Here is a 24718-nt window from a genome sequence, read left to right on the forward strand (position 1 = left end):
CTGATTATCCTGAACAACACTAAGTTGCTCGGGATTTTCTTTGCTCTTTAACAATGTGGAATCCAAATTTAAGCTGAATTGAATTATTCAACTGATTGATTATTTATAATTAATTGGTCGTTTAATAAATTCTTGCTGAGACACTCTTAACGCCAGGATGGCGTGTATGCTGATAATGCAGGAGCAATTTTCAGCCAAGTGTATGGCGGTCCGATTCAATCGGACAATCGTTAAGGTAGTTATATGATTCATATGACAATCCTGAGTATTTTATTTTGACAAAGTATTTTTGCTTTAATCGAGGCGCAAGCTGAGTGATTGAGGGAGCATACATACCGTATGTGACCGAATGAACGAAGATTGCAACGACGAGTAGAGGAAAAAGACGAAGCCAAAAAGATCGCTTTGGGTTATATGGTCAAGTGACTAAGCGTGCACGGTGGATGCCTTGGCAGTCAGAGGCGATGAAGGACGTGGTAATCTGCGATAAGCGTTGGTAAGCCGATAAACAGGCCGTGACCCAGCGATTTCCGAATGGGGAAACCCACTCACATAAGTGAGTATTCCAGTGCTGAATACATAGGCGCTGGGAGGCGAACCCGGGGAACTGAAACATCTAAGTACCCGGAGGAAAAGAAATCAATTGAGATTCCCCCAGTAGCGGCGAGCGAACGGGGATTAGCCCTTAAGTTTATTTTGGTTTAGCGGAACGCTCTGGAAAGTGCGGCAACAAAGGGTGATAGCCCCGTACGCGAAAGGCCAATTTAAGTGAAATCGAGTAGGTCGGGACACGAGAAATCTTGACTGAACCGTCTTCGGACAAGGGGGGACCATCCTCCAAGGCTAAATACTCCTGACTGACCGATAGTGAACCAGTACCGTGAGGGAAAGGCGAAAAGAACCCCGTTGAGGGGAGTGAAATAGACCCTGAAACCGTGTACGTACAAGCAGTGGGAGCCCAGCTACTTAATCATTCTGGAAACTTTATGTATTACATTTATGTACTGCAAAATAAACAAGGTGATTTTTATATAGATTATACCTCTGATCTCAAAAGGAGATTAAAGGAGCATAACTCAGGAAAAAACACTTCTACGAAGTCTCATTCATGGGATCTTGTTTATTACGAAGCTTACAGATCAGAGATCGTAGCGAGAGAACGTGAGAAAAAATTAAAAGCTCACGGTCGATCAAAACAACTTTTACTCGAACGTGTTAAGGCACAGTTCTAGAGTGATTAAGTAGCTGGGTGACTGCGTACCTTTTGTATAATGGGTCAGCGACTTACATTCTGTGGCAAGGTTAACCGCATAGGGTAGCCGTAGGGAAACCGAGTCTTAATAGGGCGCCATAGTCGCAGGGTGTAGACCCGAAACCGGGCGATCTAGCCATGAGCAGGTTGAAGATCAGGTAACACTGATTGGAGGACCGAACCCACCGTCGTTGAAAAGCCGGGGGATGACTTGTGGCTAGGAGTGAAAGGCTAATCAAGCCCGGAGATAGCTGGTTCTCCTCGAAAGCTATTTAGGTAGCGCCTCGTGTCTCACCATCGGGGGTAGAGCACTGTTTGGGCTAGGGGGTCATCCCGACTTACCAACCCCATGCAAACTCCGAATACCGATGAGTGCAATCACGGGAGACACACGGCGGGTGCTAACGTCCGTCGTGGAAAGGGAAACAACCCAGACCGTCAGCTAAGGTCCCCAAGTAATAGTTAAGTGGGAAACGATGTGAGAAGGCCCAGACAGCCAGGAGGTTGGCTTAGAAGCAGCCACCCTTTAAAGAAAGCGTAATAGCTCACTGGTCGAGTCGGCTCGCGCGGAAGATGTAACGGGGCTCAAACTATTCACCGAAGCTACGGGTTCAGCACTTTTGTGTTGAGCGGTAGAGGAGCGTCCTGTAAGCCGTTGAAGGTCAAGCCGGGAGGCAGGCTGGAGGTATCAGGAGTGCGAATGCTGACATGAGTAACGATAAAGGGGGTGAGAGGCCCCCTCGCCGGAAGACCAAGGGTTCCTGCGCAACGCTAATCGGCGCAGGGTGAGTCGGCCCCTAAGGTGAGGTCGAAAGACGTAATCGATGGGAAACGGGTTAATATTCCCGTACCGCTGTTGACTGCGATGGAGTGACGGAGAAGGCTAGGCCAGCATGGCGATGGTTGTCCATGTTTAAGGTCGTAGGCCGAGGGTTCAGGCAAATCCGGACCCTCAAGGCCGAGAACCGATGACGACCGATCTTTAAGATCGGGAAGTGGTCGATGCCAGGCTTCCAGGAAAAACTTCTAAGCTTCAGGTCAACAGGGACCGTACCCCAAACCGACACAGGTGGTCAGGTAGAGAATACCAAGGCGCTTGAGAGAACTCGGGTGAAGGAACTAGGCAAAATGGTACCGTAACTTCGGGAGAAGGTACGCCCCCGCCGGTGATCGGACTTGCTCCGTAAGCTAGTGGGGGTCGCAGAGACCAGTTGGCTGCGACTGTTTATTAAAAACACAGCACTGTGCAAACACGAAAGTGGACGTATACGGTGTGACGCCTGCCCGGTGCCGGAAGGTTAATTGATGGGGTTACCTCACCACCAAATTGCTCTTATGTACTACATATATGTGATTCAAAACGTAAACGATGAGACAGATTTTTATCTGGGTTATAGCTCTGATCTTCGAAAAAGATTAGATCAACATAATTCGGGTATGAATGCTTCTACCAAGGGTAGAATATGGCGCATTGCTTACTATGAAGCATATCAAGTCAAAGAGTTTGCGAGAGCTCGCGAAGCTAAACTAAAGCGCAACAAAAAAATGCGTCAGATGTTAATGCAACGTGTGCGAGAGCAATTTGGTGGTGAGGGAAGCTCTTGATCGAAGCCCCGGTAAACGGCGGCCGTAACTATAACGGTCCTAAGGTAGCGAAATTCCTTGTCGGGTAAGTTCCGACCTGCACGAATGGCGTAACGATGGCCAAGCTGTCTCCACCCGAGACTCAGTGAAATTGAAATCGCTGTTAAGATGCAGTGTATCCGCGGCTAGACGGAAAGACCCCGTGAACCTTTACTATAGCTTCACAGTGGATCTTGATGTTGCTTGTGTAGGATAGGTGGGAGGCTTTGAAGCGTGGACGCCAGTCTGCGTGGAGCCAACCTTGAAATACCACCCTGGCAATATTGAGGTTCTAACCCAGGTCCCTAATCGGGATCGGGGACATTGTGTGGTGGGTAGTTTGACTGGGGCGGTCTCCTCCCAAAGAGTAACGGAGGAGCACGAAGGTGCGCTAAGTACGGTCGGACATCGTACGGTTAGTGTAAAGGCACAAGCGCGCTTGACTGCGAGAGGTACATCTCGAGCAGGTACGAAAGTAGGTCTTAGTGATCCGGTGGTTCTGAATGGAAGGGCCATCGCTCAACGGATAAAAGGTACTCCGGGGATAACAGGCTGATACCGCCCAAGAGTTCACATCGACGGCGGTGTTTGGCACCTCGATGTCGGCTCATCACATCCTGGGGCTGAAGCCGGTCCCAAGGGTATGGCTGTTCGCCATTTAAAGTGGTACGCGAGCTGGGTTTAGAACGTCGTGAGACAGTTCGGTCCCTATCTGCCGTGGACGTTGGAAGTTTGAGGAGAGCTGCTCCTAGTACGAGAGGACCGGAGTGGACGAACCACTGGTGTTCGGGTTGTGTCGCCAGACGCATTGCCCGGTAGCTATGTTCGGACGGGATAACCGCTGAAAGCATCTAAGCGGGAAGCCCCCTTCAAGATGAGACTTCCCTGACTCCTAGAGAGTCCTGAAGAGCCGTTAAAGACTATGACGTTGATAGGCTGGGTGTGTAAGCGTTGTGAGGCGTTGAGCTAACCAGTACTAATGACTCGTGCGGCTTGACCATATAACGCCAAAGCGATTTACCTTCTAGAGACTAGGTGCTTGAAACTAGAGACTAGAAAAGCTGTACACGAAGAGTGTTGTGCAAGAATTAAAGCTTAAAACCGGATTCCAGAGTGAGTGGAGATCAACTGGCCGCTGCCCGCTGATAACTGCCCACTCAAACGTGATTCGCCTGGCGACCATAGAATGTTGGAACCACCTGATCCCATCCCGAACTCAGCAGTGAAACGACATATCGCCGATGGTAGTGTGGGGCTTCCCCATGTGAGAGTAGGTCATCGCCAGGCACTAAATTTAAGTGTTCTGATAGTTTATCAGGATACAGTTCCAGAGAAATATCTCGAACAAAATAGTTTAGCTTGACAGCCATAGAACATTGGAACCACCTGATCCCATCCCGAACTCAGCAGTGAAACGATGTATCGCCGATGGTAGTGTGGGGCTTCCCCATGTGAGAGTAGGTCACTGTCAAGCACTTATTAGAAAACCCTGATAGTATACGCTGTCAGGGTTTTTTGCTATGTGCGCCGAGTATGGCGGTAAGCGCTAATTTCAACCCACCTTAAAACTCCAAATCAAAAAAGTTAGGGTTTCTACTTTTTAAACCGCACCATGCTAGAAAATGTATGTTTTGATAGATCTTACCTGGTGCGGTTTATACCTGCTTAAAAACGTCAGCATTTTTTCATAACCTCTGGCTTTTTCAGATGCTTCTTGTTTATGCTCAAAGTTCTATATAGCCAATGGAATCAAACACCAGAATCTCTTTACCAGGCTGGACTATCAGCATCTCACCCTCGAACCTGCCAACGATTGATGTAAGCGATTAATTAACCCCACCTTGATTTAAGAAGAGTTTTGATTCCATGGCAGCAGTTGCTCAATATCCGCCAGTGTTTTTGCTGCGGGTAGCTGGGTAAACACCTCCTTTAAATAGGCATATGGCTCCAAGCCACAGGCTTTCGCTGTCTCTACCAGACTGTACAGATTAGCGCTGGCATTAGCGCCTGCCTGACTGGTGCTAAACAACCATGCTTTACGCCCGATGACAAAGGGGCGAATGGCGTTTTCTGCCAGATTATTGTCCATGCGCAGATAACCCTCATCGCAGTAGCGAATCAGTTTATCCCACTGGTTATTGAGGTAATTAAGCGCCTTACCCAACAGTGTTTTAGGGGGCGTTTGTGGTAGCGATTTATCTAACCATTGTCGTAGCTGACTGAGAATGTCCCGGCTTTTCTGTTGCCGGATCATTTTCTTTTCTTCACAGGAACAGTCTTTTATTTCCCGTTCAATACGGTAAAGCTTCTGGATATAGGCCATTCCCATATAAGCCTTTCCAGTTTTTACCCCTTTTTTCAGGCCTTTTACCGCTTCATTGAATTTTCTCCGGGCATGGGCCCAGCAGCCCTGGCTGATAATGCCTTCCTGTCGGCCTATGGCAGCATAGCCCTCATAGCCATCCGTTTGCAGATACCCCTTAAAGCCTTCCAGCAACCTGACAGGAACGGACCCACTCCGACTGGGATCATAATCAAATAGAATGACTCTGTGATCTGGAACAGGCTCTGCCACCTGTACCCACATGTACGACAGGCTCTGTGCTTTCTTCCCTGACTCCCTCAGCACCTTGACATGGGTTTCGTCACAATGGATCAGCGGAGATTCAAGTAAATGATCTCGCATCAGGTTGACCAGGGGCTGTACCAGTTCACCGCAACGCACCATCCACTGGGCTGTGGTTGCCCTGGCCACTTCAACCCCGAGCCGGTTCAGCACAAACTGTTCTTGGCGGTACAGGGGCAAGCCGTCCACATATTTTCCGGTGGCAATGTAGGCCAGCAAGCCCGGTGTAGCGATACTACCCGGTATGGGCTGGGGAGGCATGGGTGCGGTCTGGATGGAGCCTTCACAATGGCGACAGGCATACTTTGGGCGCACGTTCTGAATAACCTGAACCTTGGCGGGAATGATATCCAGTTGCTCGCTGACTTCCTCGCCGATCCTGTGCAGGTCATGGCTACCGCAACAGGAGCAGACCTTTTCCTGTTCAGGGAGGTCATGTTCCCGACGAACCCTGGGCAGGGCTTCAGGTAATGGCTTGCGCCCCGGCTTCTTGCGCTGATGGGCAGGGACTGTGATTTCTGCCTCTGCTTTTGCCACTGCATCAGGATTGTCAGGCTGGTCCTGCTCGGCCTCATTGAACAGGCCGAACTGATTGGCTGGTGCTTTTTCGCTAGACGCGCCAAAGCGCTGCCGGATCAGTTGCCGGATATGTTCCTCAAGAGTGGAAAGCCTGCCTTGCAGCTGGGCAATGTAGGCTTTGAGGATAGTGGGGTCATCAGGAAGATGTGCAAGGGTGTCGTTCATCCCTGAAGGATACCCTAAGGCAGGAAGACAATTCCCTGCATCAGATCATTGACGTGTAGGTCAGCGCAGGATGAGGTTGAGGAGGACGAATGTCATAGCCATCCAGCAGTCGGTTGAGAAGATCACCATCAATATGGGAGGGCATGCTATCCCAGTGCCATTGGAACCGGAATTTCTCCAGTCGCTTATACCAGAGGACAAAGCCATTGCGCTCCCAGTAAAGCAGCTTCACCTTGTCTCTTCCCCGGTTGCAAAACACAAACAGCTTGCGGTCAAAGGGGGACAGAGCCATCTCCTGTTCCACCAGAGTGGCCAGGCCATTGATAGACTTACGCATATCCACGGGCTCACTATAAAGGAATACGTCAGTATCAGCCGCTGGACGAATCATAGGCACTGCAACGCCTGAACCAGCCCAGGCACTTGCTCGACGGATACCTCCAGCTTGATACCAGAGGGCAGGTGCATGACAACCGGAGACTGAGAAACAAGGTCAGGCTTTGACATCCCAGCAACAGGAATCAGTTTTGGCTGTGCAGGCCTGGTCATCAACTTTTTCTTCCAATAACTGAACTGATGGGGAGACAGTCCCCTCTGGCGACACCAGGGAGTTTGCCTTATGCCAGATTGTTGCCAGTCCTTAAGGTGCTGCTGCCAAAGCTGTCTGAGTTTGGCGGCTTCATCTGTTTTCATAGTAGGGTTTCCTAAAAAATAGAAAACCTAACTTTTTTGATTTGGAGTTTTAAGGTGGGTTTAAATTGGCGCTTACCGATTGATGGCCCTTTATCGCATCTGTAAAAACGAGTCAGCTGAAGCCGTTGCCCACAGTATTGGTCGCGATCCCCGCAGCGTTCGGGCATGGTTGAAAAAATATAATAAGTTTGGCCCTGAAGCATTGCATTACAGTCTTACCATAAAGCCATTGTTGTACAAGAAGCAGCAAAACGGCTCAATCTCGAGTTGATACCGCTACCCGCTTACAGCCCCGATTTTATGCCTGTAGAGGCTTTGTGGCGATGGCTCAGGGAAGATTTAACCTACCATTACTGTTAGGGATCAAAAGATGAACTTGCCGGTGCTGTCAATCAATTTTGCCAGGAGATTAATCAAGACCCAATAGCTGTGGCTGACCGTCTGTGGGTTGTTTCCTCACTGGTGCATATTCTGGCCTCCCCTGGAACCCAATATTACAGAACAGCTTCAGAAGCAATTACCGGATATTACCGGTCAAATGCAGAATACCGGCAAAACGCCTATCCTGCTGGCCGCCCCCCAGATCAGGCCGCTACTGGCACGCTTTGCCCGTATATGCTCTCCTGAGCTGGCGGTGCTGTCCTATAGTGAAATACCCGATAACCGGCAGATAACAGTGGATCTTACTCTGGGTTAAGCAGTGGTATGTCAAACGGTTACAATGCTCAGGGCTGTGGCTGATTGAAAGTATCCGAAGAGGTGATATGTAATTTCCGAATACAACCCAATTATTTTCAAAAAGGGCTTGAATAGCCGGGGCGCTTCCTTATAATTCGCATCCGTCTGGTGAGGGCAGCAAGCCTTACCAACGACGTAGTGGTGGGCGTAGCTCAGTTGGTAGAGCTCCGGATTGTGATTCCGGCGGTCGAGGGTTCGAGCCCCTTCGCCCACCCCAATCTCTTCTTTTAGATCATTTCTTGATTTTTTACTCTCCTCTCCAGTTATCTGAATCATCAACATCGTTTCTTTTTTGTAGCGTACGAAAGCTATTATTTTCCAATGTCATTGCTATGTGATTCAATCAGAATATAGTCAGAATCATCTCTACTCAGGAATGAGGAATAGTGCATTGGGCAGGTTAATGAGTTCTATCATTGGTCATCGTGGTGCTGCGGGTCTGGCTCCAGAGAATACCCTTGCGGGTATAGACAAGGCCGTAGAGCTTGGTATTGGCTGGGTTGAGCTGGATGTTACCTTGCTTGGCGATGGACTTCCTGTGATGTTCCATGACTCCCGGTTGCATAGAACAACCAATGGCAAGGGCTATATCAATAAAGTGAGCGGCCGTGAAGCCGGTTTACTGGATGCGGGTGGTTGGTTTTCTGATGAGTATGCGGGGGAGAAAATTCCAGGCCTTTTTGAAACGCTGGAATTAATAAAGCAAAGTAATCTTGGCCTTAACCTTGAGTTGAAACCTAATGGTTGTGATATACAACAACTGTCAGAAAAAGTTATTGATATCATCTCGCAGACATCCTTTCCAAGGGAAAAATTGTTAGTATCCAGCTTTAATTACGATATTCTTGAATTATATCAGGCTCAGTCTGATCATCAGTTAGGCTGTCTTTTTGAAAGGTTGCCAAGAAACTGGAAAGTGCTGGCTGAGAATGTGGGTGCTGTTAGTATCCACCTGAATGCCAATAAAATAACTGAAAAGAAGGTGGTGCAGATTAAGGATGCCGGGTATGAAATATACTGCTACACCGTAAATGATCCAGATAAGGCCTTAGTTCTTAAAGACTGGGGTGTTGATGGCGTATTTTCTGACTATCCCCAGCAATTGACTGGTATTTTTAAGAGGCTCTGACCTGGTTGTGTTCCTGTCGAGAACTAGTGATAGAATTCAACGTAGATCTCAGCATATCCACTTAATTTAAGATGATGCCTTTTGGTAGGAGCAATAACCATTTTTTTGTCTTTAGCTAGTGGGTATTCCTGACCCGTTTCATCATCACAGAATATCAGAGTTCCTTCAATAATATGGAGTATCCCCCAGGTTCCGGGGGCTGTGCTGTGTTCTTTAAGAAAAGCTTTAGGAATATTATCTGAAGTAAAAATAGTTGTTTTTTTATAGGGGGTGACTGAGCTGGGTAATTTAGTCATGACCGTATCTCCTATATGCAAAAGCATTGCCCATAACTTGCAAAAGCAGATTAACAGGCATGCTGCATCAAAGGTTTAGGAGTCCATGCTCAGTGCATCAAGCATGGCTCCTGCCTGTTATAGGTGTTTATGGCTCATCAATTTCCCGAAGGTACTTAAATAATTTTCGAGAGGCCGCAGGAGGCTTTTGTTGCTCAGCCTCTTTTTTGGCATTTCGAACCAGTTGCCGGATATGCTGGTGATCAGCTTCAGGGTATTTATCCAGATATTCTGTTAATGCAGGTTGTCCCTCATTGATCAGTCGTTCCCGCCAGCGTTCCAGTTGATGGAAACGACGATTGTACTCTTCGCTGGAGCTATCCAGCCTGTCCAGAAATTCCTGGATAGGGGCAATATCCTGATCCTGCATCAGTTTGCCAATAAACCCCAGATGACGCTTACGGGCATTATGGCTTTTAATGCGCTTGCTTTCATCCAGCGCATCCCGCAGCCGCTCGTTCAGGGGGAGCTTGTCTAGCATTGATGGCTTCATATCCATCAGGCGGGCGCCCATATCTTTTAAGGCGTGCATTTCGCGCTTGATTTCGGACTTGCTGACATATTCGATTTCTTCCTCGTCAAGGGTGTCCTGAGGAAGTTTATGGGAAGACATACAGTGCTTTACCGCTCAGATTGCTATGTTTGAACTCATTATTATAATAATTCTCGGGCTAGTTAAAAAATTAAATGATAAGGAACGGGTGGAGCTATGGGTGTAAATTCCAATGAAGTGCTGGATCCCAGAATGGAAGAAGGCCGTCTGAAAGGTTTAGTCAGTGATATTCTTGATGAGGCTCGCAAGCAGGGTGCTGATGGCTGTGAGGTGGGGGTTAGCCTGGATGCCGGATTATCTGCCAGTGTTCGCATGGGGGAAGTGGAGACGGTAGAGTTTAATCGTGACCAGGGATTTGGTATTACGGTTTATCTGGGGCAAAAAAAAGGGTCTGCCAGTACTTCCGATAGCACGGCTGGAGCTATTAAGGATGCGGTGAAGGCTGCCTGCAATATTGCGCGGTATGCCTCAGAGGATCCTTGTGCAGGCTTGGCAGACGCTGAATTGATGGCAAAAAATCTGCCAGACCTGGATCTTTATCACCCGTGGGATATCAGCGCAGAGGAGGCTATCGAGTTGGCAAAAACCTGTGAGGATGCCGGAAGGGGTTATAGTGATCAAATTGTCAACTCTGATGGAACTCACACTTCCTCACACAAAGGTTGTCGTGTTTATGGTAACAGTCACGGTTTTATTGGAAGCTATGTATCCAGTCGCCATAGCATCAGTTCGGTCTTGATTGCCCGACAGGGTGAAGAGATGCAGAGGGATTACTGGTATACCCTGGGCAGGGCGGCCTCTGCGCTGGAGTCTGCCGAGCAGGTGGGGCAAAAGGCTGCAGAAAGAACGCTTAGCCGTCTGGGTGGCCGTAAGGTTGAGACCGGTAAGGCACCTGTCCTGTTTGCCCCGGAAATGGCTTCCGGACTGATTTCGCATTTTCTGGGGGCTATCAGTGGTGGCAGCCTTTACCGTCAGTCTTCCTTTTTACTGGATCATCTTGGTAAGCAGGTGTTCCCGGAATGGCTGCGTATCCATGAGCAACCCTTGCTAAAAGGAGGGCTGGGTTCTGCCAGTTTTGATAATGATGGTCTTGGAACCCGGGCTAAAGATTTCATTAATGAGGGAATTCTCCGGAATTATATTTTGAGCACCTACTCTGCCCGTAAGCTGGGTATGCAGAGTACGGCTAATGCCGGTGGTGTCAATAACCTGTTCGTTGAAAGTAATGCTGGTGGGCAGCAGGCGTTGTTGAAAAAAATGGGAACCGGGCTTTTGGTTACAGAACTGATGGGGCAGGGGGTAAATCTTGTCACAGGGGATTACTCAAGGGGAGCTGGTGGTTTTTGGGTTGAGAATGGAGAGATTCAGTATCCGGTATCTGAAGTTACCATTGCAGGCAATCTAAAGGATATCTTTATGGGGATTGTTGCTGTGGGGAATGATGTTGATAAGCGAGGGAATATAGAGACAGGCTCTATTCTGGTGGATGAAATGGCACTTGCTGGTAGTTAGTTTTTTTGTGATTTTGCTATCCGGTGCCCGTAGCCGGATAGCTATCTACTAGGTTTGGAAGCCATGGTCTATCCCGTGAGTATGGCAGGTATTTTAACCGAAAAGATATTGTAGTGTTTAGGGAATAGACAGCTAAACTAGGATATTTCATAGATAAAGGTAAGTTCTGCCCAATCTGTTGATATGATTGAGTCGACAGGCAAAATGTTTCGGAGAGAGCAAGTGGGAACTTGTCATGAGCAAATTATCAGCAAGTTTTAGGTGTTCTGGGTTAAACTTGTTTATGGCTTGCTCCGGGGGAGGTTTATATACCAATTATTCAGAGTTGTTTTTCTTCTGAGGTAATCCTTTGTATTGGCTGGCTAGAAGCGTAAGTCAGTGCTATTTGTCTAAAAAATACTTCCTGACTTGCTTAATCAGTGAGCGTCGATTATGGTAATGAATTTTAAGTAGTCTTAGTTTAGATGTTGAGGTTTTATTATGTTGAAAGAAAATAGCGGAGCAATGTATAGGAGGTTGAGTTTCATTGTTATTACTTTATATGTATTTATACTTGCAACGATATCTTCTATATCAAATGCTGACCCCATAGATGCTGAAGACATAATAAGTATTGCTAAACAGTGGTGTTTTAATAGTGCAGAGTTATTGCATAAAACAATAAGGCAAGATAAGGGTGGGACAAAAAAAATTTTAAAGCAGGCGTTGGGGAAAGGGAATATAGATAAATCATGTTATGGATTAATAGTCGTTGATCAGAATATACAAAAACTTGGTAAAAAAGTTGGAATTATTACTAAAATTATGATGAAAATTAAACAACAAGTTGATGCAGACAATGAAAAGGCTGCTCGTCGTATTGCTTCAGGATTTTCACAAGCTCTCGAAGAACCTGCTATTTCTAATATTAAGGCAGGGATTAACCAATTAGTTGGTAATGAAAGAAGTACCGAAGGTGAAGATTACCGTGGAACAGAAAAACCTGTTGCTATGACAGCTTATGTTTACTCTGAACCTACTGCCCCTCCTCCGTCGTTACCACCACCATATGAACCACTAAAAAGATGGGGTGATGTGAGAGTTAATGATTACCCCTCTGAAACTATTGCCCCTCCTTTGTCGTTACCACCGCAATATGAATCACTAGATTCACCTGTTTCAGAAGCTGTTGATGAAAAAAGATTGTCATTTGAGGAATGGCGAAAAGGTGTGAACGATTTTGCTAGTAATAATTGTTTTGGGAAAGCTTTTTTATTTGGAGTCATGTCTAATGGTCAGTTTAAATTTGAGGGAAAGGTATTTGATTATAAAGAAAATGTAGAGTTGCCTGTTTTGTTGGTTGGAACAAAACGACTAAGTTATCCTTTGGGTTCTGATCTTGATAATCCAAATGAAGAGAAATTGTTAAGATCAGATATGAATTTGACAGATGGTAATATTCAAGATTGCACAATGACCCCAATTCTTGTAGTGGCTCCAAAAAGTTGTGAAAACTTTTATGTTAAAGTAAAAGTCGCTGATTCTTGGCTGGATAGAACATCTCATCCATGTGATAACTTTACTGGAGAGATTGTGCTAAAAATTTGCACAAGAATTCATGAATTGACAAGAATAGATCAGTCGATAGTTAAAAATAAAAATATAGGTGGAAGGGGGCGATTTATGACAGTGAGCATGCCTTGCAAAAAAGATTGTAGACAGTGCAGCGGTAACCATAAATTCAAACATCCAGGGAAGTGTCTTTCTTTTGATTGCGTAGAAAAAGGGGTTGAAGAGTTCGCTGGCCAAGAAAACTTCCTGGCCCGCAGGAATTGTTTTTTTCATGCTTTTATTACAATGAAAGGAGAAAAAAAGCGAGAAAAGTTACAAACAGAAACCTACTCTTCTCATGGCTTTGCTAGCATGAATGTTGCTAACCATGATAATTCTGACGTTACACTAAAGTTCGCAAATTTGATGACCTCAGGTGAGGCATGGAAACCTGTTCGATTTGTGAAAAAAGAAAGTAGTTCATACTCTTTGTCTAAGCCTCACTCGGTGAGAATTTATTTAGTCATGGAAGACCAAGGCGCTATAATCGAAGAATCTGACTATGTTCAACGGAGTCAGGAAAAAATGAACAAGTTAGGTTATTACTAACGACCTGTTTTTAGTGGGACTGGTCTGGCAAGAGTTCATCCATTACTTCAATGTCTACCGGGGTTTTCCTGCCAAAAATCAAACAGCGCATTTAACCGTAAAAAAGTGTGGCCAGCCCGAGAAACGACAGAAAGCCGATCACATCCGATACGGTTGTTAGAATGATGGTTCCTGCCAAAGCCGGGTCAACATTGATGGATTTCAGCAGGATAGGGAGGCTGGCTCCGGTCATGACCGCAACGGTAAGGTTGATAACCATAGCGCAGGCGATAACAAGGGATATGATCGGGTCCTGAAACCAGAACCAGGCGATAGCTGAAACCAGTGCAGCCCAGAGCAAGCCATTCAGAAAGCCGGCAGCGAGTTCCCGGCTAAGCAACCACCTCAGGTTTGTGGTACTGATTTGTCCCAGTGCCATCCCCCGAATGACCAGGGTGAGGGCCTGTCCTCCGGCATTTCCCCCCATTCCTGCAACGATGGGCATCAGGACGGCCAGGGCAACTACCTTATCAATGGTTTCCTGGAATACTCCAATAACGGAAGCCGCGATAAAAGCGGTAATCAAATTAATGCCGAGCCAGACCGCACGTCTTCTGGCTGTTCTGAGCGGCGGGGCAAAGGTGTCTTCATCATCATCAAGGCCCGCCATACTCATCATTGAGTGCTCGGCCTCTTCACGAATAACATCGATGACATCATCAATGGTGATCCGTCCCAGTAGTTTGCCCTTGTGGTTGACCACTGGTGCAGAGATCAGATCCTGTCTTTCAAAAATCTGGGCAACCTGGGTTGCCTGGGTATCCGCCTCAATAGGATCAAGGTCTGTTAACATTACTTCTCTGACGGTGGCTGAAGGGTCAGTGGTTAGCAACAAGGTCAGGGGAAGCCTGCCTATGTACTCATCCCGGCGGTTGACCACCAGAAGGCTGTCGGTCATATCCGGAATTTCTTCGTGTCTGCGCAAGTACCGGAGCACAACATCCACAGTATTGCTGGGGCGAATAGTGATGGTGTCAGTATTCATCAAACCGCCAGCAGAATCCTCAGGGTAGGATAGAATGGCTTCTACCCGCTGGCGATCCTGGCTATCCATGGAGTCCAGAACCTTGCGGGTGATGGTATCAGGAAGTTGCTGCAGTAAATCTGCTATGTCATCAACGTCCTGACCCTCAGTGATGGCTTTAAGCTCCGCAACATTCATTCGGTCCAGGAAAAACTGACGGACTTCATCACTGAGTTCCTGGAGTACATCCCCTTCCTGTTCACGATCAATAAGCCGCCAAAGTAAGCTTCGCAGCTTTGGTGGCGATGATTCCAGCAGGTGTGCCGAATCTGCCGGGGGCAGGCTATTAAGCATGACTCGCAGTTCTTGAGAAACACCATTCTCAAGCGCATCGTTCAGCTCCTTGAGTTCCTTGTCACCAATGCTTAATTGCAGTTGCTGGACCATATTTTCCGCCTAGAGGTCACAGATAAAAATAACGGTGTTATTTTATCGGTATGGAGAAGTTTTAATCACTCTCCCTCATTAAAATAATTATTGATGAGGGTGCAGAGAGCGTCACAGGCTTCTTTTTCATCATGGCCGTCAAGCATCAGTTCAATAGATGAGCCTTGTCCAGCCGCCAGCATCATAACAGCCATAATGCTTTTGCCATCAATATCCTGACCATTGAAAGAAACTCTTACCTTACAGGAAAAGCCTGAAGCGATGGATACAAACCGGGATGCTGCACGTGCATGCAAGCCAAGTTTATTGATGATTGTGACCTGCTTTTTTATCACTCTTCAGGCAGCTCCCTGTGACGGACTTGTATACTATGTGAATGATTGAAGAGCCTGCCTAGCCTCTCGGTCAGGAAGACGGAGCGATGTTGCCCTCCAGTGCAGCCAATGGCAACAGTCATATAAGTTCTCTGTCCCGATTCAAATTTGGGTAGCCATTTTTCGATAAAGGCTGATATATCATCCAGCATGCTTTGTACATCGGGCTCAGTTGATAAGAAGTCCTGAACGGGTTGTTCCAGGCCTGTGAGGCCTCTTAAGGATTCCACCCAGTAGGGATTGGGTAGACAGCGCACATCAAAAACAAAGTCAGCATCCATGGGGATGCCATGTTTAAAGCCGAATGATTCAAATAGCAGGGTGATACGGGAAGCATCTGCTGATTCTTCGATGCACGCTTTCCTGACCCGCTCCCTGATTTGATGAACAGAAAGTGGCGAGGTGTCTATTTTGATAGTGGCAAGGGATTGAACGGGACCAAGCAGTTTCTTTTCCTGCTCAATGGCTTCAGAGAGGGAGCATTGTTCGTTGGTCAGGGGGTGTTTGCGCCGTGTAGCACTGTAGCGTTGCATTAATGTGTTGTTATCAGCGTCAAGAAAGATAACCTTGCAATCAATGCCCTGTGCTTTAAGTTTGGCAAGAACATCCGGAAAGTTATCCATGGCACCGGGTACATTTCGGACATCAATGCTCACAGCCATGGCCGGAGGTGTGCTATGGGTCTCTTTCAGGGTGGTGTGAAGCCGGTCCAGAATGCTGACGGGAATATTGTCTACACAGTAGAATCCCCCGTCTTCAAGTGCATGCAGGGCTGAACTTTTTCCTGATCCGGATCGTCCACTGATAATAAATAGCTTCATAACACGTGATTTCCTGTCGGCCTCCTACTACAAAAGCACTCTAAGCTTTCAGCATAGAAAAGTATGGAGGGTTATTCATACAGATTTTAAACAAAATTTATGACTTTATGAATTATACCCATCACTCAATGGACAATAGGGAATAATTAGCGGGAAATGGAGTGGGATGCTGCTTCCCGTTAACTATTCCCTATTGTCCCGGGAAGTTGGGCAAACCTGTCTTTGGAGGCGGTCAGGTTATGGTTTTAAATCACTGGGGCCATCAAGAGATGTCAGGAAATCTCTACGGGAGTGGTAAAGTAGTCATAGAGCTCGTCCGATGAGTGGGCTTCACGTAATTTATTGAGCAGTGTGCTGGATTGAAACCGGCTGGCCAGGGCCTTAAGGATTTCCAGGTGTTCCTGGGTGTCTTCCACAGGTACAATCAGGGCAAAGACCAGATCCACGGGTTTCTGGTCCACTGCTTCGAAGTCAACGGGTTCCGCCAGCTGAAAAAGCAAGCCAGTGGGCTGGGTGCATGACTTGTGACGGCAGTGCGGAATAGCTATGCCATTGCCAAGACCCGTGGTGCCGAGGCGCTCACGGGACACAAGGCAGCCAAAAAGATCTTTGGCATTGATGGCAGGAACTTCGTCACTGATCAGGGTAGCAACGGCTTCAAGAACTTTCTTTTTGCTAACCCCGTGCACACCACAGAGGGTGCGCTCGGGAGTCAGTATGTTTTCAATGATCATACAATAATAAATATTGGCTCAGAACTTACCAGAGACGCCTTGTGTGCGATTCAGGTTTTTCTCTTTGTGTTTGACCAGCTGGCGGTCGAGCTTATCCGACAGCAAATCAATGGCGGCGTACATGTCCTCTGAGTCAGCGGCAGCATTGATATCTGCACCTCTTGTGTGAAGACTGGCTTCAGCCTTGTGGGTGAGTTTTTCTACACTCAGTGTCACTTGCACATTGGTGATACTATCGAAGTGTGCATCCAGGCGCTCAAGCTTTTTGGTTACGTAGTCGTGCAGAGCTTCTGTTACCTCGACATGATGTCCACTGATGTTGACTTGCATGTAGCGCTCTCCTGATCCCGTGTCTTGACTTCTACCAACCCCCGGGATCTTTCGGGTTGGTATAGGTTGATTCTATCATCCAAGACGCACCTTGCGATGCTTCAGGACAAAAAAATAATAATATTAAACGAGTCGCTTCCGTTCATTGGATGGCGGAATATGCAATGATTCCCGGTATTTGGCGATGGTACGCCTGGCCACCTTGATTCCCTGTTCTCCCAGTAATAGGGCAATTTTGTTGTCACTCAGGGGCTTCCGTGAATTTTCCTCGGCCACTATCTTCTTAATCAATGCCCGTATCGCTGTTGAGGAGCATTCGCCACCCCCGGCCGTACTGACATGACTGGAAAAAAAGAACTTTAGCTCATAAACCCCCCGGGGGGTATGCATATACTTTTGAGTGGTAACCCGGGAGATGGTGGATTCGTGCATGCCGACGGCATCAGCAATATCTGCCAGTACCAATGGCTTCATGGCTTCTTCACCCTGGTTGAAGAAGTCGTATTGGTACTCAACTATTTTTCGGGCAACCTTAAGCAGGGTGTCGTTGCGGCTTTGCAGGTTTTTTAAAAACCATTTTGCCTCCTGCAAGTGGTTTTTCATGAAAACATTATCCCGTGAACTATTGGCTCTCTGAACCATAGAGGCATAGTTGTTGTTAATTCGCAGGCGTGGAAGCGCTTCGGCATTCAGCTCAACCTGCCAACTGTTCTTGAACTTTCTGACCATAATGTCAGGGATGATGTATTCAGAGGCAGGTTGCTCAATCTCTGAACCGGGGTGGGGGTTAAGACTTTGAATCAGGCTTAGTGCTTCACGCAGAGGCTCTTCCTTTAGCTTCATTTTTTTCATGATACCGGCGTAATCATGATTACCCAGGGCAGGAAGGTGTTTGTCAATCAATTGGGCGGCAATATCCATATAGTCTGTGGAATCTGCCAGCTGATTAAGCTGAACGGTCAAGCATTCCCTGAGGTCATGGCTGGCACAGCCAACGGGGTCAAACTGCTGGATACGATGCTGTAGAACCATCACCTCATCCAGTTCAAGCTCCTCAAACTGTTGGTGAAGCGTCTTAAAAATATCTTCGATAGGGGTTGTCAGGTAGCCATTAGCGTTAACAGATTCAATGATAGTCAGGCCAATTAAACGATCCAGGTCGCTCATGGGGGCCATATTCAGCTGCCACTCCAGGTAGTCCTGCAGGGTGTCCACGGTGCGATTTTTGGCGAAGGGGTCCAGGTCTTCATCAGAAACGGGCGTAGCAGGCGCACTGGGATAGATATCATCCCACTTGGAATCCAAAGGAAGCTCTGATGGAATTTCATTATTCCACTCGGTTTCTTCTTTTGTTGTTTCCTGCCGGGGGCTGTCACTGAAGTCAGGTGGCTGCTCTCCCTGATATTGCTCTTCGCTGGCGGTGTTTGCAGAGTTGTCTTCCTCGGCCTCCAGCATAGGGTTTGACTCCAGTATTTCCTGAATCTCCTGCTGCAGATCCAGAGTAGATAACTGCAGTAGGCGAATGGCCTGCTGTAGCTGAGGAGTCATGGTCAGCTGCTGGCCCATTGTGAGCTGTAAGGATGGCTTCATAGGGCAACCGTTTACCTGTACTTCTTTATAAAAATTTTGACCTGTTATATTTGTACGTCATCTCCGTATAGTGGCGACTATAATCCTATCGTTGCCACAGGCAAAAGCAACTGATTTTTATAGGAATTCAGGTTTTCTGTATCTTGAAACCCGAGATGGCGAAAGATGCGTCCGGTGGGTGGCGGGTCGAAGTGGTAGGGTATTTCAACCCGCCGGGATAAAAGTTAAAGACTGAATTGATGCCCAAGATAGACATCACGGACTTTCTGGTTCGCTAATACCTTCTGACTGTCGCCTTCAGCAATGATATGTCCCTCACTGACAATGTAGGCATTCTCACAAATATCCAGGGTTTCCCTGACGTTGTGGTCAGTAATCAGGACGCCAATTCCGCGTTGTTGAAGGTGTCGTATAATCGCTTTAATGTCACCTACGGATATGGGGTCTACACCGGCAAAAGGCTCGTCCAGCAAAATGAAAGCGGGATCTGTAGCCAGGGCCCTGGCAATTTCGGCGCGTCGCCGTTCACCACCGGAAAGGCTCATTCCTGTACTGTCCCGGATATGGGTGATATGGAATTCTTCCAACAGGGACTCTGTTTTTTCAAGACGCTGCCGTTTTGATAAGTCCTTACGGGTTTCCAATATGGCCAGAATGTTATCCTTTACAGAAAGTCGGCGGAAGATAGAGGCCTCTTGTGGCAGGTAACCTATACCCGCCCTTGCCCTGCCATGCATCGGCTCGAAGGTAAGATCCCTTTGATCTATTCTGACAGCTCCCCCATCCGCTTTAACGAGACCCACTATCATATAAAAACAGGTGGTTTTACCGGCGCCATTGGGGCCTAGCAGGCCAACAATTTCACCACTATTGACTTGCAGGGAGACATCCCGGACCACCTGTCGTTTTTTATAGCTTTTACTAAGCTGTGTTGCGGTTAATGTTGCCATTCAGATGTATTTTAAAACCTTTGCTCTAGTTGGCAGGGGGGGTTGCAGCCTTTGGCTCCGGTCTGGGTTGGATGACCATGATGACCCGGCCTTTTTCGCCATTTCCGGCAGGTTGGCCAGAGGCATTAACGGTTTGCAGCTTCAGGTTGTATTCGATTTTTTCACCTTTGAATACATCGCCCTCCTGGGTGAGCTCTCCCTGTTGGAGTAGCTCAATGCGATCCCCGGCTGCATCATAGTTGATGGTGTTCCCCCAGGCTTTCAGCTTTCCCTTACCATTTTCCTGCTGTTGTTCGTAGTAGGCACGTTGGCCTTTTGCCACAACACGGGTCACTTTTCGATGGGCGTCATTGTATATGGTGATCAGGTCACCTTCTATCCGGGTACTTCCCTGAGTCATAATAACATTGCCACGGTACACGGAAATGCCTTTCTTATTATCAAGGTCAGCGGAGTTTGACTCAATTTCAATGGGCTTTTGCCGGTCTGATTGCAGCGCTGCTGCGATACCTGGAAGCATCAGTATCACAAGAAAAAAAGACTTAATTCGATTCATGGACTCCTCTTACCCTTGATTTAAGGTGGATCTGGCCTTTTTCATAATAGGTTTTCATTCCTATGGCCCTGACTTTGCTGTTGTTGCTGGTGATCAGTACAGGCAAGTCTGTTTCTGCCATTCCCTGGTCGGAATAGAGCGTAAGATAATCGGTATTCATCCGGGTGTGCCTGCCGGTGCTGATTTTATCCTGGTTCATAATGACATTATTCCATAGAACCAGCGTATCATTTCCTGATAATAATTTACCGTTCGCCGCATGGGCTGTGGTTATCTGTCCTGTTTTACGGTAGCTGGTCATGTGAGGCAAGCTCAATAGCGTCGTATCATTATGCGGGTAGTGGGAAATACTTTGGGATGTCAGCTGGTACTCAAGCTTGCCACCTTTACCGTATTGAAGAATATTGGCCTGTTCCAGAAAGTAGTCCGCATTTTTCCGGGCATCAGTGGATTTTTTCTGTGTTCCCGGGTGAAGGTCTGTGTCATAAGCCCAATAGCCCATAGCCAAAAGCATAAAAAGCAGGCTTAAAAAAATGGGAAGGTTCCGGTTGAACATGAATGGGACCTGATTCAGAGTGGCTAATAGATTACACAATGCCTGCTTTTAGCAGGTCGTGCATATTAATGGCACCAACGGCATGATTCTCATTGTCAACACAGATCAGTGCATTGATTTTGCGATCATCCATGATTTTGAGCGCCTCGGCAGCCAGTATATCCGGTGAAACTGTTGTGCACTTGGCGGTCATGACATCATCAATATTGGTGGTTTTGGGATTAGCCCCATGATCCAGTGCCCGCCTTAAATCACCATCAGTAAAAATACCAATAACTTTCCTTTGGCGGTCACATATGGCTGTCATCCCAAGCCCTTTTTGGGTAACTTCCAGCAAGGCATCGCCCAATAGGGTTCCCTCTGGAACCGTGGGCATTCGACTGCCCTGGTGCATGATATCCCTGACTTTAAGCAGGAGTTTGCGACCAAGGGTGCCGCCCGGGTGAGAGAATGCGAAGTCTTCCGCAGTAAACCCTCTGGCTTCAAGCAGGCTGATGGCCAGGGCGTCTCCCATCACCAGCTGGGCTGTGGTACTGGAGGTGGGCGCCAGATCCAAAGGGCAAGCTTCCCGGCCGACGCTGATATCCAGATTCACATCCGCTGCCCTGGCGAGGGTGGAACCGGGGTTTCCCGTCATACTCACAAGAGGGGTTCCCAGCCTTTTAAATAAGGGCAGCAGGGTAACGATTTCAGGGGTTTCACCGGAGTTGGACAGGGCAAGGATACTGTCATCATGGGTGACTGTTCCCATATCACCATGACTGGCTTCTCCGGGATGAACAAAGTAGGCCGGTGTTCCTGTGCTGGACAGGGTGGCTGCGATTTTGCGGGCAATGTGCCCGGATTTGCCCATCCCGGCAACAATCACGCGCCCCTGGCATTCCAGCAGGGTTCGACAAGCGGTTGAAAAATGGCTGTCAATCCTTGGGCTTAGAGACTGGATCGCTTCCAGTTCCATGGCAATGGCTTGCTTGCCTGAGCGAATAAACGAGTCGTTTTCGGTCATAGCTGTAGAAACCTGTGGGAGTTCGGCCTGTTATTTTATGTTATGTGTTCTGAATGTATAGCCAGCCACCATAAAAACAATAACTCAAAAGCAGAATTGTACCGGTGAACCTGCCAACCTGCCTTGATTTTCCACCGGCAATGGCTACAACCAGTACTAATAATGTCAGCCCCAGCATTACGGGATAATCGCGCATTATGACAGACTCATTAAGCGGTCCCGGAGATATCAAACCCGGCATGGGAAGCACTGCCAGAAGGTTGAAAATATTGGAACCCACCACATTGCCCAGGGCAATATCATGATGCTGGCGCAGGGCACTCATGATCGATGCGGCCAGCTCCGGTAAGCTGGTGCCAATAGCTACAATGGTCAGGCCAATAACCAGTTCACTGACACCCAGTAACTCGGCAATCCTGCTTGCCCCCCATACCAGTATCTGTGAGCTAACCAGCAATATAGCCAGTCCACCCAATAGTTGGATATAGGCTGCTTTTGACGTGAGTTCAGGTAATGCATCCGTTTCAGCCAGGGGCTCATCCGGGTGGTGTTTTTGCCACCGAATCATCAGGTAAAGGGTTGCAACAAGACCGCAGAGTAGAATCAGGCTATCTATGACGCCTAAATAACCATTAATCAAACAGCCACCGGCAATCAGGGTTATAGCTGCCAGCCAGGGTAATTCCCTTTTGGCTATTGCCTGTTTGACAGGCAGGGGGGCGATGATGGCCGTTATCCCCAATACCAGGCCCAGGTTGGCAATATTGGAGCCTATGGCGTTACCTACAGCAATATCTCCGTGGTTTTGGGAAGCGGCGATAACTGAAACAAGAATTTCAGGGGCCGAGGTTCCTATAGATACCACGGTAAGACCAATAAGCATCGGAGAGATATTCCAGTTCCTGGCTGTTGCAGCTGAGCCTGCCACAAACTTATCTGCGCTCCAGGTCAAGGCTATAAAGCCTGAAATAATCGCGAGTATGGCCGTAATCATCGTTGGTTTTATCTTGCTGGTCTTTCTCTATTCTACCCGTGAGTTTGCCAGACTTACCACTGGCGGACAGAGAAAAAAATCCCTTTGGACTATGTTATTGCTGCGTGCCTGTATCTTGTCACAGAGCCTTTTTCCCAAACTTGTTATAAGGACGGTTTCCCGGCAGGACATATAGCTAATTGAGAACGCCCCCTGGATACGGTACTCTCAGGGGGCTGGATGGTGAAAAAGTGTGTAACTTAGCCATTATTAAGCGGGTATTCGTAAAATTTGGATTAGTTTCCGTATAAATAGCTGAACCAAGGCCGACGGCAGGTTTATGAAATACCCGGGATAGGGCTTGACCCTGTATCAGGTGGGACCTCGAGATATGCTGGCCCGCTATTGCCACTTCAAGGAACCCTGGTTTGATGACAGAAGTTAACAGGAACTTTATAGAAATCCGTGGCCTTAAATTTCGCCGTGGTGAACGAGTCATCTTTAATGGCATTGATCTTGATATCCCCCGAGGCAAGGTTGTGGGCGTTATGGGGCCTTCCGGAACAGGAAAAACAACACTGTTACGCCTTATAGGCAGGCAGTTGAAGCCTGATGCTGGCAGTATTGTGGTGGATGGTCAGGATCTTTTTTCCCTGTCCAGGGAGCAGTTATTCAGGTTGCGCCGCAAAATGGGGATGCTTTTCCAAAGTGGAGCCCTGTTTACCGATATCAGCGTATTCGAAAATATTGCCTTTCCTCTCAGAACGCATACCCGTCTCCCTGAAGCGATGATCCGCGATATTGTCCTGATCAAGCTTCAGGCCGTTGGCCTACGGGGCGCTGCTTCGCTGATGCCCAGTGAGCTGTCCGGGGGAATGAACCGGCGGGTTGCCCTGGCAAGGGCCATAGCCCTTGATCCTGAAATGGTGATGTATGATGAACCCTTTGTGGGTCAGGATCCCATTGCAATGGGGGTTTTGGTACAGTTGATCCGTCGTTTGAATAAAGTGCTGGGTGTCACCAGTATTATTGTCTCCCATGATTTGAATGAAACCGCCAGTATTTCAGATTATTTATATCTTATTGCTGATGGAGAGGTTATTGGTCATGGGTTGCCCGATGAAATGCAGCATTCGAATGATCCCAGGGTCAAACAGTTTATGAGGGGCCTGCCTGATGGTCCGGTTCCCTTTCATTATCCAGCGAGAGATTATCGGGAAGATCTTCTGAGAGGTTTCAATGAAGCTTGAACTTCTGGAAAGGGTGAGGTTGTTAGGACAGTTTGGCTTGAGCCATCTGCAGGCTATGGGGCGTACCGGTATTTTTCTGGTTCTGGCTATATGCTCCCGTTCTGGTCTGGGGAGTCGGTTTTCTCTTTTAGTCAAGCAATTGTATAGTGTTGGCTTTTTATCACTGATAATTATTACCGTGTCGGGTCTGTTTATCGGGATGGTGCTGGGTTTACAGGGGTATAATATCCTGGTGCGCTATGGGTCTGAAGATGCGGTGGGTCAGATGGTTGCCCTGAGCCTGGTTCGCGAACTTGGGCCGGTGGTTACAGCGTTACTTTTTGCCGGTAGGGCCGGGTCGGCATTAACGGCTGAAATTGGCTTGATGAAAACCACAGAACAACTTTCCAGTATGGAAATGATAGGCGTTGACCCTTTGAAGCGGGTGGTTGCCCCCCGCTTCTGGGCAGGGGTTATATCCATGCCCATCCTTGCAGCTATATTTAATGTGGTGGGTATACTGGGGGGGGCTATGGTAGGTGTTGACTGGCTAGGTGTTCACTATGGCTCCTTCTGGTCTGGTATCCAGCAGTCTGTTGACCTGTTTAATGATATCGGCAATGGTCTGATTAAAAGTCTGGTTTTCGGGTTTGTTGTCACATGGATTGCCGTGTTTCAGGGATACGACACTGTACCCACATCAGAAGGTGTCAGCAGGGCAACCACAAGGACTGTTGTCTATTCTTCATTGGCAATTCTTGGCCTTGATTTCATTCTTACCGCCGTTATGTTTGGAGAACTATAA

General features: G+C 47.7%; 22 protein-coding genes, 1 tRNA gene and 3 rRNA genes. 10 read left to right on the forward strand and 16 right to left on the reverse strand.

What is annotated here, in order from left to right; translation table 11 throughout:
* Positions 1-416: 416 nt before the first annotated feature.
* The 3 genes from MJ595_RS09900 to rrf (MJ595_RS09910) all read left to right on the forward strand — a co-directional run bounded on the left by MJ595_RS09900 (position 417) and on the right by rrf (MJ595_RS09910) (position 4349).
* Positions 417-3876: ribosomal RNA gene (locus tag MJ595_RS09900) — 23S ribosomal RNA — on the forward strand.
* A 170-nt stretch (positions 3877-4046) separates the two neighbouring features.
* Positions 4047-4162 (forward strand): 5S ribosomal RNA (gene rrf / locus MJ595_RS09905).
* Between the two features lie 71 nt (positions 4163-4233).
* Positions 4234-4349 (forward strand): 5S ribosomal RNA (gene rrf / locus MJ595_RS09910).
* Between the two features lie 372 nt (positions 4350-4721).
* Here rrf (MJ595_RS09910) and MJ595_RS09915 read toward each other — a convergent pair.
* The 3 genes from MJ595_RS09915 to MJ595_RS09925 are packed head-to-tail and all read right to left on the reverse strand — an operon-like array spanning position 4722 to position 6938.
* The gene (locus tag MJ595_RS09915; protein WP_263322158.1) at positions 4722-6245 is read right to left on the reverse strand and encodes an IS66 family transposase; all 1524 of its coding nucleotides are present in this window, start codon (positions 6243-6245) and stop codon (positions 4722-4724) included.
* Positions 6246-6285: 40 nt separating this feature from the next.
* Positions 6286-6636: an IS66 family insertion sequence element accessory protein TnpB gene (gene tnpB / locus MJ595_RS09920; protein WP_263079172.1), complete on the reverse strand. Its 351-nt coding sequence runs from the start codon at positions 6634-6636 to the stop codon at positions 6286-6288.
* The gene (locus tag MJ595_RS09925) at positions 6633-6938 is read right to left on the reverse strand and encodes a hypothetical protein (protein WP_263079171.1); all 306 of its coding nucleotides are present in this window, start codon (positions 6936-6938) and stop codon (positions 6633-6635) included. Before MJ595_RS09925 ends, tnpB begins: the two co-directional genes overlap by 4 nt.
* 448 nt (positions 6939-7386) lie before the next feature.
* On the opposite strand from MJ595_RS09925, the gene MJ595_RS09930 reads away from it, so the two are divergent.
* The 3 genes from MJ595_RS09930 (at position 7387) to MJ595_RS09940 (ending at position 8805) form a co-directional block, all read left to right on the forward strand.
* Complete coding sequence (locus tag MJ595_RS09930; RefSeq protein ID WP_263322159.1) at positions 7387-7635, forward strand: FHIPEP family type III secretion protein; 249 nt, start codon at positions 7387-7389, stop codon at positions 7633-7635.
* 182 nt (positions 7636-7817) lie between these two features.
* A tRNA-His gene (locus MJ595_RS09935) sits at positions 7818-7893 on the forward strand.
* A 186-nt stretch (positions 7894-8079) separates the two neighbouring features.
* A complete protein-coding gene (locus MJ595_RS09940) occupies positions 8080-8805 on the forward strand; it encodes a glycerophosphoryl diester phosphodiesterase (RefSeq protein ID WP_263322160.1) in 726 nt (241 codons plus the stop codon).
* Positions 8806-8828: 23 nt separating this feature from the next.
* Here MJ595_RS09940 and MJ595_RS09945 read toward each other — a convergent pair whose 3' ends face one another.
* Both MJ595_RS09945 and MJ595_RS09950 read right to left on the reverse strand, forming a co-directional pair.
* A complete protein-coding gene (locus tag MJ595_RS09945; protein ID WP_263322161.1) occupies positions 8829-9101 on the reverse strand; it encodes a DUF1971 domain-containing protein in 273 nt (90 codons plus the stop codon).
* A 127-nt stretch (positions 9102-9228) separates the two neighbouring features.
* Positions 9229-9753: a DUF615 domain-containing protein gene (locus MJ595_RS09950; RefSeq protein ID WP_263322162.1), complete on the reverse strand. Its 525-nt coding sequence runs from the start codon at positions 9751-9753 to the stop codon at positions 9229-9231.
* Positions 9754-9849: 96 nt separating this feature from the next.
* On the opposite strand from MJ595_RS09950, the gene pmbA reads away from it, so the two are divergent.
* Together pmbA and MJ595_RS09960 are read left to right on the forward strand one after the other, a co-directional pair.
* A complete protein-coding gene (gene pmbA / locus MJ595_RS09955) occupies positions 9850-11205 on the forward strand; it encodes a metalloprotease PmbA (protein WP_263322163.1) in 1356 nt (451 codons plus the stop codon).
* A gap of 480 nt (positions 11206-11685) precedes the next feature.
* Positions 11686-13344 carry a hypothetical protein gene (locus tag MJ595_RS09960; protein WP_263322164.1) on the forward strand — a complete coding sequence of 553 codons (1659 nt, stop codon included), beginning with the start codon at positions 11686-11688 and terminating at the stop codon, positions 13342-13344.
* 91 nt (positions 13345-13435) lie between these two features.
* Here the strand turns inward: MJ595_RS09960 and mgtE are convergent, their stop codons facing one another.
* The 11 genes from mgtE to MJ595_RS10015 form a co-directional block, all read right to left on the reverse strand.
* Positions 13436-14794, reverse strand: a complete 1359-nt coding sequence (gene mgtE / locus MJ595_RS09965) for a magnesium transporter (protein ID WP_263322165.1) — start codon at positions 14792-14794, stop codon at positions 13436-13438.
* 65 nt (positions 14795-14859) lie between these two features.
* Positions 14860-15129: an HPr family phosphocarrier protein gene (locus MJ595_RS09970; RefSeq protein ID WP_263322166.1), complete on the reverse strand. Its 270-nt coding sequence runs from the start codon at positions 15127-15129 to the stop codon at positions 14860-14862.
* A complete protein-coding gene (rapZ, locus tag MJ595_RS09975; RefSeq protein ID WP_263322167.1) occupies positions 15126-15989 on the reverse strand; it encodes an RNase adapter RapZ in 864 nt (287 codons plus the stop codon). Before rapZ ends, MJ595_RS09970 begins: the two co-directional genes overlap by 4 nt.
* A gap of 272 nt (positions 15990-16261) precedes the next feature.
* The gene (gene ptsN / locus MJ595_RS09980) at positions 16262-16723 is read right to left on the reverse strand and encodes a PTS IIA-like nitrogen regulatory protein PtsN (RefSeq protein WP_263322168.1); all 462 of its coding nucleotides are present in this window, start codon (positions 16721-16723) and stop codon (positions 16262-16264) included.
* A gap of 18 nt (positions 16724-16741) precedes the next feature.
* On the reverse strand, positions 16742-17053 hold the full coding sequence (gene raiA, locus MJ595_RS09985; protein ID WP_263322169.1) for a ribosome-associated translation inhibitor RaiA: 312 nt from the start codon (positions 17051-17053) through the stop codon (positions 16742-16744).
* A gap of 123 nt (positions 17054-17176) precedes the next feature.
* Entirely contained in the window at positions 17177-18643 is a 1467-nt protein-coding gene (locus tag MJ595_RS09990) for an RNA polymerase factor sigma-54 (RefSeq protein ID WP_263322170.1), read from the reverse strand.
* Positions 18644-18867: 224 nt separating this feature from the next.
* A complete protein-coding gene (gene lptB, locus MJ595_RS09995) occupies positions 18868-19593 on the reverse strand; it encodes an LPS export ABC transporter ATP-binding protein (protein WP_263322171.1) in 726 nt (241 codons plus the stop codon).
* Positions 19594-19618: 25 nt separating this feature from the next.
* On the reverse strand, positions 19619-20149 hold the full coding sequence (lptA, locus tag MJ595_RS10000) for a lipopolysaccharide transport periplasmic protein LptA (RefSeq protein ID WP_263322172.1): 531 nt from the start codon (positions 20147-20149) through the stop codon (positions 19619-19621).
* Positions 20136-20705: an LPS export ABC transporter periplasmic protein LptC gene (lptC, locus tag MJ595_RS10005; RefSeq protein WP_263322173.1), complete on the reverse strand. Its 570-nt coding sequence runs from the start codon at positions 20703-20705 to the stop codon at positions 20136-20138. The genes lptA and lptC overlap by 14 nt, the downstream gene beginning before the upstream one ends.
* A gap of 31 nt (positions 20706-20736) precedes the next feature.
* The gene (locus MJ595_RS10010) at positions 20737-21711 is read right to left on the reverse strand and encodes a KpsF/GutQ family sugar-phosphate isomerase (protein ID WP_263322174.1); all 975 of its coding nucleotides are present in this window, start codon (positions 21709-21711) and stop codon (positions 20737-20739) included.
* A gap of 40 nt (positions 21712-21751) precedes the next feature.
* Positions 21752-22705, reverse strand: coding sequence for a calcium/sodium antiporter (locus MJ595_RS10015; RefSeq protein WP_263322175.1), 954 nt, complete (start codon positions 22703-22705; stop codon positions 21752-21754).
* A 410-nt stretch (positions 22706-23115) separates the two neighbouring features.
* Here MJ595_RS10015 and MJ595_RS10020 point away from each other — a divergent pair, with 410 nt between their 5' ends.
* Positions 23116-23934: an ATP-binding cassette domain-containing protein gene (locus MJ595_RS10020; protein ID WP_263322483.1), complete on the forward strand. Its 819-nt coding sequence runs from the start codon at positions 23116-23118 to the stop codon at positions 23932-23934.
* Positions 23924-24718 carry a lipid asymmetry maintenance ABC transporter permease subunit MlaE gene (mlaE, locus tag MJ595_RS10025; RefSeq protein ID WP_263322176.1) on the forward strand — a complete coding sequence of 265 codons (795 nt, stop codon included), beginning with the start codon at positions 23924-23926 and terminating at the stop codon, positions 24716-24718. Before MJ595_RS10020 ends, mlaE begins: the two co-directional genes overlap by 11 nt.

It is taken from the genome of Endozoicomonas sp. Mp262 (assembly GCF_025643335.1).
In the GTDB taxonomy this organism is placed as follows: domain Bacteria; phylum Pseudomonadota; class Gammaproteobacteria; order Pseudomonadales; family Endozoicomonadaceae; genus Endonucleibacter.

Coding starts and splice junctions, on each gene's coding strand:
- MJ595_RS09915 (WP_263322158.1), bottom strand. CDS start 6,245: ATGAACGACACCCTTGCACATCTTCCTGATGACCCCACTATCCTCAAA.
- tnpB (WP_263079172.1), bottom strand. CDS start 6,636: ATGATTCGTCCAGCGGCTGATACTGACGTATTCCTTTATAGTGAGCCC.
- MJ595_RS09925 (WP_263079171.1), bottom strand. CDS start 6,938: ATGAAAACAGATGAAGCCGCCAAACTCAGACAGCTTTGGCAGCAGCAC.
- MJ595_RS09940 (WP_263322160.1), top strand. CDS start 8,080: ATGAGTTCTATCATTGGTCATCGTGGTGCTGCGGGTCTGGCTCCAGAG.
- MJ595_RS09945 (WP_263322161.1), bottom strand. CDS start 9,101: ATGACTAAATTACCCAGCTCAGTCACCCCCTATAAAAAAACAACTATT.
- MJ595_RS09950 (WP_263322162.1), bottom strand. CDS start 9,753: ATGTCTTCCCATAAACTTCCTCAGGACACCCTTGACGAGGAAGAAATC.
- pmbA (WP_263322163.1), top strand. CDS start 9,850: ATGGGTGTAAATTCCAATGAAGTGCTGGATCCCAGAATGGAAGAAGGC.
- MJ595_RS09960 (WP_263322164.1), top strand. CDS start 11,686: ATGTTGAAAGAAAATAGCGGAGCAATGTATAGGAGGTTGAGTTTCATT.
- mgtE (WP_263322165.1), bottom strand. CDS start 14,794: ATGGTCCAGCAACTGCAATTAAGCATTGGTGACAAGGAACTCAAGGAG.
- rapZ (WP_263322167.1), bottom strand. CDS start 15,989: ATGAAGCTATTTATTATCAGTGGACGATCCGGATCAGGAAAAAGTTCA.
- ptsN (WP_263322168.1), bottom strand. CDS start 16,723: ATGATCATTGAAAACATACTGACTCCCGAGCGCACCCTCTGTGGTGTG.
- raiA (WP_263322169.1), bottom strand. CDS start 17,053: ATGCAAGTCAACATCAGTGGACATCATGTCGAGGTAACAGAAGCTCTG.
- MJ595_RS09990 (WP_263322170.1), bottom strand. CDS start 18,643: ATGAAGCCATCCTTACAGCTCACAATGGGCCAGCAGCTGACCATGACT.
- lptB (WP_263322171.1), bottom strand. CDS start 19,593: ATGGCAACATTAACCGCAACACAGCTTAGTAAAAGCTATAAAAAACGA.
- lptA (WP_263322172.1), bottom strand. CDS start 20,149: ATGAATCGAATTAAGTCTTTTTTTCTTGTGATACTGATGCTTCCAGGT.
- lptC (WP_263322173.1), bottom strand. CDS start 20,705: ATGTTCAACCGGAACCTTCCCATTTTTTTAAGCCTGCTTTTTATGCTT.
- MJ595_RS10010 (WP_263322174.1), bottom strand. CDS start 21,711: ATGACCGAAAACGACTCGTTTATTCGCTCAGGCAAGCAAGCCATTGCC.
- MJ595_RS10015 (WP_263322175.1), bottom strand. CDS start 22,705: ATGATTACGGCCATACTCGCGATTATTTCAGGCTTTATAGCCTTGACC.
- MJ595_RS10020 (WP_263322483.1), top strand. CDS start 23,116: ATGACAGAAGTTAACAGGAACTTTATAGAAATCCGTGGCCTTAAATTT.
- mlaE (WP_263322176.1), top strand. CDS start 23,924: ATGAAGCTTGAACTTCTGGAAAGGGTGAGGTTGTTAGGACAGTTTGGC.